At 46.7% G+C, this 12,438-nt stretch carries 4 protein-coding genes; all 4 read left to right on the top strand.

The genetic code is table 11. The annotated features are described in order from the left end of the window. Nucleotides 1-529: 529 nt before the first annotated feature. Entirely contained in the window at nucleotides 530-1,828 is a 1,299-nt protein-coding gene (locus D8S93_RS23315; protein ID WP_152815799.1) for a hypothetical protein, read from the top strand. Between the two features lie 7 nt (nucleotides 1,829-1,835). Further along, on the top strand, nucleotides 1,836-2,783 hold the full coding sequence (locus tag D8S93_RS23310) for a formyltransferase family protein (protein WP_227484022.1): 948 nt from the start codon (nucleotides 1,836-1,838) through the stop codon (nucleotides 2,781-2,783). 146 nt (nucleotides 2,784-2,929) lie between these two features. Next, nucleotides 2,930-3,544: a phage tail protein gene (locus tag D8S93_RS23305; RefSeq protein ID WP_152815793.1), complete on the top strand. Its 615-nt coding sequence runs from the start codon at nucleotides 2,930-2,932 to the stop codon at nucleotides 3,542-3,544. 119 nt (nucleotides 3,545-3,663) lie between these two features. Further along, complete coding sequence (locus D8S93_RS23300; protein WP_227484021.1) at nucleotides 3,664-12,378, top strand: Ig-like domain-containing protein; 8,715 nt, start codon at nucleotides 3,664-3,666, stop codon at nucleotides 12,376-12,378. Nucleotides 12,379-12,438: the final 60 nt, after the last annotated feature.

Genomic DNA, 12,438 nt, shown 5'->3' with positions numbered 1-12,438 from the left:
ATATAAATTGACAATTTTATTTTTAGTGTTTTTTTTATTTCTATTCTGGCGAGTTAAGTTTTTCTAGTCTATAAATTAAACATCGGCATTTTCTAAATAACTGCCGATAAAAATAATTTTAATTTCAATATTATAAATAGTTGGCTTTATACAATGGATATTGGCTTTTTCTGCCTGTTAAAAGGATTTCATATTACACCACACTTGAATGCCGCGCTTACCTCTATCAAGGAGACTGCGTGGCTGCCACATGTCAAACGATCTTGTTATCGAGGGGATTGGCAAGCGCTTGCTTTAGAAGAATCCTATCGAAAGGCCTATTACCCTAACTATTTACTACTCTCTGAATTTCCAGAATTGGAACTGTTCTTATCTCAGTTTTTCTGCCCAATTTTGTCAGTACGGTTTGTGAAATTAGATCCGTGAGCTCAGGTATTATAACGCCGAGCTTATGGCGTATGTTTTTCTCAAGTACAGGCTTGTTTACATCATTAACTACTGCTACAGCGGCAATTGAGGTTCATGAATTATGCAAAAGGGCTCACCTATAGAATTCTACCAGCAACGTCCTCAATCTCGTGAGACGGTCGGTGTTGAAGAAGTGCAGCAACAAACTCAACAGTTTGGTTTTGCTGAACCCGAAATGGATGAGCTGCTTAAGTACTCATTACGGACTCAACTTGAGGCTATGCTCCAAAACCAACTCAGCACGGCTGAACGCCAACGGCAACTGAAAGAGAGTTTCGCTGCGGCAGTTGAGCTCGTATTGAAGGAGACAAAAGTTGAGCACCGAACACTGGTGCAAGCCTTTCAGACCATGTATGGCAACGCTTGCCAATCTCTTTCTCTGGCTAAACTCACCCAAGAGGAACTGACCCGACAGTACATTTCCACATTTGGGCTGGTGATGTCTCCACTTAACTGTAAACACACCATCAAAGATGTGTACCGAATTAAAGGCTTTGCGTGTGGTACAAACAAAGCTATCCAACAAATGCTTGCCAACAAGCCACAGGTTAAAGTGCTTTATCCAGCTTGCGGCCCCTTTGCACCATTGCTGCTGCCTTTACTTGCTCACTACAAACAAAGTGATCGGATTAGCGCAGAGCAGCTTCAGGTGACACTAGTAGATATTCACCCCGGAGCGATTAAAGCACTCAATCAATTGATCGCGGATCTCGATATCGCAGACTACATTGAAGCCTTAGTGGAAGAAGATGCTACCCAATTTTCGTCAACTCAAACGTTTGATCTCCTGATACTTGAAGCGATGCAGCATGGCTTTAGTCGGGAAGGGTTCCTAAGCATCGCGAAACATTTGGTTCAATATTTACATATTCAAGGCGAAATGATCCCCAAGCAGGTATCTGTGCGCGCCATGATGGTCATCGGGGAGACGGAATTTAATCGACAATGGGAAAAAGCAGAGTATGCACATTCCAACCATTGCCAACCGGAAGCGATAGATGATCGAATTGATCTGGGAGAAATTCTTAACGTCAATAAAGCCATGTTGCTCAAAAGCGAGATTTTTGAGCTAGATGGTGGAATAAAAATGCTGCAAGGCAACACCGTTGAGCTGCCGAAAGATGTGCCAGATATGGCAAAACGTATCCTGGCCATTTACAGCCATATCGATACTTACGGAGATGCCATGGTCGGACAATACGACTCCGGCATTACCCATCCTAAACCCGACATGACTTTTTATGTGGATGCCAAGCCCAAAGCTGTTGAACACCATTACTTCGAAGCGAGGGGAGGGGATAAGGTCAGTTTCTATTATCAGTTAACCGGATTGCCAGGTTTTGTCGCCACCCATGGATGATTTCTATATGCAGCAAAAATACGTCGTTTTTACAGGAAGTTGTTACGCCTTGCCCATCATTCAGTTGTTGGCACAACAGCATAAATTGGCGGGCGTGGTAGTACCGGAAGGAGAACTAAATCCTGACTTACAGCAGCTACAGAGCTATCTGAGCGCTCAATCGATTCATATTGCTCAGTATACCGCCAATGACAGCAGTGCTTTGATGGCGCAACTCGATGCTTGGCGAGTCACGGATGGCGTCATCTATTTGTTCAGGCACATAGTTCATTCCTCGCTGTGTCAGTTTTTCAACGGAAACTTGTACAACATTCATCCGGGAAAGCTGCCCGAGTATCGAGGCCCGATGCCTCTCTATTGGCAATTAAGAGACGGTTTAGACACCTTTAGCCTCACCCTGCATCGTCTTGATGCATCGGCTGATTCCGGCGCTATAGGAATGGAGTTAGAGGTACCATTTCACCCGTTTGAGACCTTAACCAGTGCTCAGCAAAAAGCGTCACAAATGACGGCTAAGCTGATGTATGACTTCCTCATCGCGCAACAAAAGAAAGGGCTGGTTTGGCGTGAGCAAGTATCAAACCTCAACGAAGTGGCACGAGCAGTAAACCAACATGATCTGCACATTCGTTGGAACGTGCAAACGAGTCGCGAAATCGTCAATTTAGTGCGAGCAGGCAATCATGACTTCGGTGGTGCGATGTTGAGCTTGCCAAATGGTGTCGCCAATGTTTTGCAAGCAAGCGCAATGGAGACTTCTTTAGTCGGTGTTGAGGCGGGGAGCATTCTCGAGATCAGCCCACAGCATGGGTTACAAGTGAAAACGTTAGATAGCGCCATATCAATAGATGTTATTGCTACACAGCAAGGCGTGTTTTCGGGTTATCGCTACGCGCAAATGGCTGGGCTGGACGCTGGGATGTCATTGCTTCAGCGCTCTTCGGCCTGCGAGTAAAGAAATATCTCAATACGGCTCTTTGCGGCATTAATGAAGCCCGTAAAGGTATTTAGTAATGCGAGATTGGAAAGTTTTAACCAACCACACCAATTACGTTATGGGTTGGTTTTAACTTAAGTGTATACGTTAAAAGGAAGAACAGTATGGCTACAGAACCGTATCTTGGGACACTAACCGCATTTGGTGGCAATTTTGCAATTAGAAATTGGGCAATGTGCTCGGGGCAAATGCAGGCAATTGAAGATAATCCAGCACTCTTCTCTCTAGTTAGCACTCTATACGGAGGTGACGCCCGAACTACCTTTGGTTTACCTGATTTGCGTGGCCGCAGTCCAGTTGGTATAGGCACACGACCTGGGGGGATGGATTATCATCAGGGAGAAAGATTGGGTACTGAACTGGTAACTATTGATATAACCCAAATGCCAGCACACTTACATACGGCAATTTTTACCCCTCTTGGCACTGCTGCACCTGTAACAGGCAGGATGCAGGTTGCTACCAATGCTGCAAATACGCAGGTACCCGAAAGTAATTCGTATATAGCGCAAAACTCTACCCCCGGGTTCTATAAACCGACGTTTCAGCAACCAGATTTGACTGAGATCGAAGGCTTAAGTGTGTCTGGTGGTGGCTCGGAAGGAGGTACTGTAACTGTGACTGAAACAGGCGGTTCAGAGCCACTTAATATTTTGAGCCCGGTATTGCCGATTAATTGGTTAATTGCCACTGCGGGAGTATACCCACCGCGCAGCTAATCAACCAAGAAAGAATTGGCTGAAACTTTCGCTAATCCTTTCCTATAAAAAATTAAATATTTAAGTTGATTATGATAACCCGGCTATGTTGATAAGGCCGTCATCTTCAGGAGAGGAAAATGAGATTACGTCGTCAGGTAGCGATCGCAATTACAACAGCATGGGTGTCCTCAGCGTTTTTTTCCGGTGAAGCCTGGGCCGCACAGCAAACGATTAACTACTCTAATGGTTCAGGTTCCAATTTTAGTGAGGTGGAGACAGGCGTCACTGGGGGTATGCCCTCGGTCACTCTTACCAATGCAGGTGCTGTGTCTATGGTATTAGATGCCGGCAATAGCACTGATAGCACTCCGTTTACTGGCCTAAATGACCTCGGGTTTGTAGCTGGTGTTTTTTTCTCAAATACCATGATTAATGAGTTCAACAATCGTGGCTTCCGCTTTTTTGAGAGATCAAGTACTAACTTCAGTTTCGACGAAATTACCTTTATGCAGGGGTCGGCCCGAGACTCAGATAAAACGTATCAACTTGTGTTAACTGGCTTCTCTAATAATACTCAAACAGTGACCGAAACTGTCACCTTGCCAAAAGGTGGTGAAGCAAACTCAGGGTTACAGGATTTGTTTACCCTGACCCGTGGTACAGACTTTACTGATTCTGCATGGCAGGACGTTGATACAGTGACTATGGCGTTTACCCGAAGTCCGGGTGCTGACTCTCGTTATCTTATCAAAAGTATCAAGATTGATGACGCTGCGGTTTCAGACTCAACCGCGCCTACTTTTGTCAGTGCGAGCTCAACTCCCACTGATGATGCAACCAATGTTTCTGTTAGCAACAACATCGAGATTGCCTTTGATGAGAATATTGAGCTGAAGAACGGCAATATTACCATTCGTAATGTTACAGACAGTCGCGACTTTGAAGTATTTAATGTTGCCACCGAAAGCGATGGCACAACAACATCACCAGGCGCTGGCCGAATCAGTGTTACCAACGATAAAGTTTATTTAAACCCAACCAGTGATCTGATAGGAAACCGGACTTACGCTATTCATATTGAATCCAGTGCCGTGGCTGACACCGCAAATAATAGCTTTGCTGGGATCAGCGATGATGCCACATTTAACTTTACTACGGTCGATACCACGCCAAATGCGCCATCTACACCCGATTTAGATGCTAGTTCGGATACCGGATCATTAAATACTGATAATATTACCAGTGACACTACTCCAACGTTTAGTGGGATTTCCGAGAGTGGATCGATCGTGACTTTATACAGTGATCAAGTCGGTGGAGGTGCAACGGTTATTGGCACAGGCACTGCTGCTGGCGGAAACTGGCAGATAACAACCAATGAGTTGGCGTCTGGTATTACACATGCAATAAGTGCTAAAGCGTCTGATAGCGATGATAATGTTAGCTCGGCATCCAACGCGTTAAGTGTCACCATTGATACAATAGCACCATCCGTAGTGAGCATTACCACGCCGATTGAGGCTGATAGTATCGTCAACGCTGCAGAAGACAACGATGTGCTTATCGCTGGCTCCGGCGCGGAAGCAGGCAACAGCGTGACCGTGACTATCACAGACAATAACAGCTCTGTCAGTCGTACGGTGACGGCCGACAACTCAGGCAACTGGACGCTGAGCGGCAGCGAGCTGGATATCAGTGGCCTGAACAATGGTACCCTGACTGTGTCTGCAACCCAAGCTGATATAGCAGGTAATATCTCCACCGCAGCCACACAGAGCATTACCCTGGACAATGCTGCCCCATCAGCAGTGACCATCACCACGCCGATTGAAACCGACGGTATCGTCAATGCGACAGAAGATAACGATGTGTTGATCGCTGGCTCCGGCGCGGAAGCAGGCAACAGCGTGACCGTGACCATCACGGACAATAACAGCTTTGTCAGTCGTACGGTAACGGCCGACAACTCAGGCAACTGGACGTTGAGCGGCAGCGAGCTTGATGTAAGTGCGTTTAACAACGGCACCCTGACGGTGTCTGCAACCCAAGCAGATATAGCAGGTAATACTTCCACCGCCGCCACCCAGAGCATTACCCTGGATAACGCCGCACCATCAGCTGTGACAATCACCACGCCGATTGAAACTGATGGCATCGTCAATGCGGCAGAAGACAACGACGTGCTGATTGCTGGCTCCGGCGCGGAAGCAGGCAATAGCGTGACCGTGACCATCACGGACTACAGCAATTATGCCAGTCGTACGGTGACGGCCGACAACTCAGGCAACTGGACGTTGAGCGGCAGTGAGCTTGATGTAAGTGCGTTTAACAACGGCACCCTGACGGTCGCGGCTAGCCAGAGCGATGCTGCGGGCAACACCTCCAGTGCAGATAGTAAAACATTTACGTTAGATAACGTGCAGCCAACTGTTTCTTTGAGCAGCTCAGACCTCGATTTGATCTCTGGCGAAATGGCGAGTGTCACGTTCACCTTAAGTGAGTCATCAAGTGACTTTGCTGAGTCAGATGTCACCGTCACTGGCGGCAGTTTGTCCAACTTTGCAGGCAGTGGTAGCAGTTACACGGCGACCTTTACACCAACGGAAGAGAGTGTGGCGAGCGGCACCATTGATGTTGCCACCGGCACATTTACCGATGCCTCTGGTAACAGCAATAGTGCAGCAACACCACTTTCCATCAGCGTCGATACTATGCTTCCAACCGTCAGTATCACTAGCTCCAGCGCTGCGCTGAAAGCGGGTGAAACGACAACACTCACGTTTACCTTGAGTGAAGCCGCAACTGATTTTGCCGAAGCCGATGTGACCGTTGCTGGCGGAACTCTTTCTAACTTTGCGGGCAGTGGCGCCAGTTACACGGCTACCTTTACACCTGCAGAAGAAAGCACTGAGGATGCAACTATTAATGTTGCAGCAGAGCAATTTAGCGACGCTGCAGGTAACCTCAATACTGCAGCGACTCAGTTGTTGATTTCAGTGGATACGGGGATCCCGACTGGACATAGCATCAGCATTGATCAGGAGAGCATTAACAAAACCAACGAACAAGCGATGAGCTTTACCTTCGCAGCAGCTGAAGTGAACGCGATGTTCACTTATCGCGTGACCGACGGTACCACGACCATTGACGGCGCTAGTCAAACAATCTCCTCGGAGACCATGCAAGTAACGGGCATTGACGTCACTGGTTTGCAAGAGGGGACGTTGACAGTAAGCGTGGTGGTAACCGATGCCGCAGGCAATGCATCTGATGCAGTGACGGATACGGTGACTAAACGCTACGATGTCGCGCCAACGGCAGTTGATGATAGCTTCTCGACTGAGGAAGATACGGCGAAACAGTTTGATCTGTTAGCCAACGATTCCGATATAAATGATGACATGGTCGCTTCTTCTGCAACGGTTAAAACACAACCAATTAAAGGTCAGGTGTCGATTAGCAACGGCGTTGTTACCTATACGCCAAATAGTAATGAGACAGGCACGGATAGCTTTACCTATACCGTGAAAGATGCCCTGCTGCAGGAGTCACAAGACGCGACAGTAACCGTCACTATCATGGCTATAAATGATGCGCCAGTCGCGAAAGCGCTGACCATTAACACTGACGAAGATACCGCAAGCGCAGCAGTCACCGCGCGTAGTCAAGCGAAGGATGTTGAAGATGGCATCCCAACGGGTGATTTAGCGTTAGTTAGTTTGCCTCAAAAAGGACAAGTCGCCATTGATCAAACTGTAGGCACTTTTGTATATACGCCGAATGCGAATGAAAATGGTAGCGACAGTTTTACTTACACGATCGCAGACAGTGAAGGCGGCGTTTCTCTTGCGGCCACGGTCAGCGTCAATATCGGTTCCGTCAATGACTCACCAGTGGCGGAGGCAGACAATTTTACCTTTGATGAAGATGTCACATCGATACTCGATGTTTTAAGTAACGACAGTGATATCGAAGATGGGTCATTCACCCCGAGTAGTATTACCCTGCAAGATCTTGGTCAAGGAGAGGGGGGATACAGTTTTGCCACGGTCAGTGTCAATGCCGATGGGACCTTAAAGATTGTGCCAACAGCGAACGTTAATGGTCAACATAGTTTTACCTACACGTTAACCGATAGTGGTCAGGCAGTCTCCGTGCCAGCAACCGTCACACTCAATATTACGCCAGTGAATGATGCCCCCGTTGCTGTTGATAACAGTGCACAATTACTGGAGGGAGGCTCCTTTGAAGTCAACGTATTAGGCAATGATAGTGATGCCGATGCTGGAGACAGTTTTGAACTCACTAGTGTCACAGTCGTCGATACGCCAGCATATGGCAGTGTGAACGTGACAGCGTCAGGAGCGATTGTTTACAACCCCAATGAAAACTACTTCGGTGAAGATAGCTTCACCTATACGGTGGCAGACTTAGCAGGTGCTGTATCTAACGCCGCAACAGTGACCATGACGGTAACACCAGTCAACGACGCACCAATGGCGCAAGCACAGTCACAAACGCTTGATGAAGACAATAGTTTGGTGATCACGCTGGTTGGTTCAGATATTGATAACGATGATGACACTCTGCAGTATCTTATCACTGAGCAAGTCAGTCATGGCGTTCTAGAGCAGTTGACCAATAATGGTTGGCGCTATACACCAGAAGCGAACTTCAATGGCTCCGACTTCTTCTTGTTCAAGGTCAACGACGGTGATCTCGACTCGACAGAGGTTCGTGTCGATTTGACGGTTAATGCAGTCAACGATACACCAACCGCGACTGGTGTCAGTGCTACGGGAGAGGAAGAGATACCGCTGACCATTACTTTAAATGGTAACGATGCAGAAGGCTCATCTTTGAGCTATCAAATTGTAACATCGCCAGTCAACGGTAATATTACCGTCACAGGCAATCACGCGGTTTATACGGGTAACAGTAACTTCTTTGGTCAGGACAGTTTCACTTACAGCGTAAGTGACGGAGAACTTACCTCTGGAGTGGCGTTAGTGACCATCACAGTGAATAACGTTAATGACTCGCCAGTGATTACGGGTACCCCATCGGCGCAAGTGGATGAAGATAGTGTGTATCAGTTTGTGCCCGCGGCATTGGACAATGACCCAGCGGATACTCTGACCTACTTGATAGCTAACAAGCCACCTTGGGCTACATTTGACAAGACAACAGGAGCACTTTCTGGCACGCCAAGTAACAGTGATGTGGGTACTTATCCAGATATCGTGATTAGCGCATCCGATGGCACTATTTCTTCCTCATTGTCAGCGTTTTCGATTACTGTGAATAACGTGAATGATGCACCCGTTATCTCTGGCTCACCAGCAACACAAGTGAATGAAGACAGCGCCTATCTGTTCACGCCACAAGTGTCAGATGTTGACAGCCAAGCCTTTACTTTCAGTATCGTGAACAAGCCATCTTGGGCTAGCTTTGATGCATCAACAGGCACGCTCAGTGGTACACCGGATAATGGTGATGTTGGCAAATATCAAGGCATTGTTATCTCGGTTTCTGATGGTCTCACGACCACAATGCTCAATAGATTCAGTATTGTTGTTAACAATATCAATGACGCGCCAGTGATCAGTGGCACTCCTGCTCTTACTGTCAACGAAGGCAGTACGTATCGCTTTGCGCTGCAGGCATCGGATGTTGATAGTAGTAGCTTGAGCTTTTCAATCCGCAATAAACCATCATGGGCAACCTTTGATAGAGCTACTGGGTTGCTAAGTGGTACGCCGGAAAATGAGCATGTTGGCAGCACCAATAATATTGTTATTAGTGTCTCTGACGGTGAGTTAAGCGCTTCTCTAGCAGCGTTTAGCATCACGGTAATCAACGTCAATGATGAACCAATGGCAGTTAATGATACCTATGTCTTTACCGAGAGTAACGATGGTAGCTACTTATTGGATGTACTCAGCAACGACAGCGATATTGATCTAGACACATTACAACTGGAATGGGTTAAACCTACATCTGGAACGGCAACGATTGTGGGCAGTCAAATCCAATTGGCAACGACCTCAATTGGTACAGTGACAGTGCAATACAGTGTGAAAGATGGTAATGGAGGAAAGGCCACCGCGAAAGCAATCGTGACAATTAAAAGTGCGAAATTGGACGCACCAACAATAACCGCACCTTCAGATATCGAAGTGAACGCAAGTTCGCTCTTTACTAAAGTTGCATTAGGCTCTGCCGTGGCCCGAGATAGTACAGGCAAGCTATTACCTGTTTCATTGGTCGACAGCACGACCTTCTTCCGACCTGGAACTAATACGGTCTATTGGCGTACTCAAGACTCTGATGGAAACGTCGCTGAGGCTAGTCAAACGGTAACAGTGTATCCACTGATAAGTATCTCCAAAGATGCGCAAACCACGGAAGGCACCAACCATAGCGTAACGATACACCTTAACGGCCCTTCGCCGAGTTACCCAGTAGTCGTACCTTACACGGTTTCAGGAAGCACAGACAGTGATGACCACACACTCACCTCTGGCGAAGTGGTGATAACTAGTGGTACCGAAGGCAAACTTTCGTTCGAACTACTTAATGATGGACAAAGTGAAGGCGTTGAAACCTTAGTGATTGATTTGGACAGCACCCTTAATCTAGGTAGTAAGCGTCGTTACACCTTGACAATCTTTGAAGAGAATGTGGCTCCGAAGGTCTCGGTAAGTGTATCTCAGGCGGGGGAGCAGCGGAGCCAAATTGAAAATGGTGTTGAACCGGTCACAATCACAAGCAGTGTTAATGATGCAAATGTGTCAGATATACACAGTTTCAGATGGAGTAGTGATAGCGATGTACTTAACCAAGCGATTGCGGGGCAGATGTACAGCGAAACATTGACTTTCTCTCCGCAATTACTGAGTTCAGCGATTTACAATTTGCAATTGACAGTTACTGACAATGGCACTCCACCATTATCAGTGACACGGAATGTCTATTTAGAAGTGGTACAAACATTGGCGGAGCTCGGAAGTGAAGATAGTGATGGCGACTTAATCCCGGATGATCAAGAAGGTCATAATGATAGTGATGGTGATGGCATTCCTGACTATCTTGACGCAATTTCTGACTGTAACGTAATTCAACAGGTTGTGTCAGAAAAAGATCGCTTCCTCATTGAGGGGCAGCCAGGTGTCTGTTTACGCAAAGGAATAACCATTCTGACTAACACAACAGGAGGAGCTTTATTGCTAGATGAGGAGCTTCCTAAAGATATCAACATGAAGAGCATCGGGGGAATCTTTGATTTTGTAGTAACTAATTTGCCGCTGCCCGGTCAAAGCTATCAATTAGTTTTGCCTCAGCGTTTACCTGTTCCAGCAAATGCAGTGTACCGAAAGTATAACGCTGAACAGGGGTGGATAGACTTTATTGAGGATGCTCAAAACACAGTTTCTTCTAGTGCTGGCGAGGCTGGTTATTGTCCGCCACCAGGGCACAGTTCATGGTCACAGGGTCTGACTGAAGGTGACTGGTGTGTACAACTTACCATTGAAGACGGTGGTCCGAACGATGATGACGGATTGGCTAATGGCAGTGTCGTTGACCCTGGCGTCGTTGCCGCTCGTGTAAACAATAATGCACTCCCTCAAGCGATTGACGACAATGCGTTTGTTAGTCTCAATGGTACGGTGACGCTCGATGTATTGAGCAATGATACCGATGCTGATGGTGATGGGCTGAAGGTAAGTCGCGCTTCTGTAGATATTGGTAGTGTTAGTGTGGTTGATAACAAACTAAGTTATGTCACTCAACCACAGTACTACGGGGAGGCTTTGATCACTTATAGCGTAACGGATGGTAATGGTGGAACGGGATCGGCGAAGGTGACGGTGAATGTGGTAAACAGTCAGAATCCGAATGCGGTGGACGATAATATTACCACCGATGATCGTACCCCTGTCACGGTTTATGTCCTTGCTAACGATACCGATCCGGATAACGACACATTGAAGTTGGTTTCAGTCCAAGCGCAGTATGGGCAGGTGGTCATGAATGCAGATCAGAGCGTGACCTATACCCCTACCTCAGGGTTTGAAGGCAATGATGTGTTGACATATATCATTCAAGATAGCCAAGGCCTGCAAGACACAGGGAAAGTTATAGTGACAGTTAAGTTGGTAAGAGATGTAAAGGTTGAAAATACTTCAGCAGGATCATTGGGTGGCATGGTGTTGATGCTTTTGATTTTGTTAGGAGCCATGAAACGTTATGGAAGAAACAGTGCTCTAGCACTAATTGCTGTGTTTAGTTTTAGTAGTCAAGCGGGTTGGTATGTTGATGTTCAAATGGGGTCAAGCCATGCAGATGAGCGTGATGCTGTTAAAGGTGATAACGTAATTTCTACTGACAACACCGGGCTCTACCGTTCTATCGGGTTTGGATATACTTTTTCTGAGCAATGGTCAGGAACTATTCGTTATATAGATATGGGTGAAGGCAGTGCAACATTGCGTAGTGCGACTACTTCACCAGAAGACTATCACACCAGTGTCGCATCTATAGCACCACTCCTTGTTAAGGGCATAGGCTTCGACATCGGTTATAAGTTCTGGCAATACAATTCATGGTCCGCAAAACTGAGTTTAGGGGGCTTGTTCTGGGATACCGATATTGAAAGTACGTATCAAGGCAGCAAGATAACGACGGAAGTGGATGGTTTTGATGGATATATTGGTGCAGAAGTTGGCTACAACCTCTCAGATAATTGGGAGATCGGTGTCCAAGGCGCTCGTTATTTTTTACATGAAAATGATGTTGATATAATCGCGCTACAACTTCGTTATTTTTTTGAGCCGTTAGCAGCGTATTAACTTATGGTTTGGTATTTTTCGATAATTTATATCCCAATTGCTCATGAAGCGGTATGGTAA

Origin of the sequence: Vibrio sp. VGrn 2 (assembly GCF_009361695.1) — a bacterium.
Taxonomy (GTDB): Bacteria; Pseudomonadota; Gammaproteobacteria; order Enterobacterales; family Vibrionaceae; genus Vibrio; species Vibrio diabolicus.
Note: the sequence above shows the minus strand (reverse complement) of the source record. Positions and strands in the feature narration are given on the sequence as shown.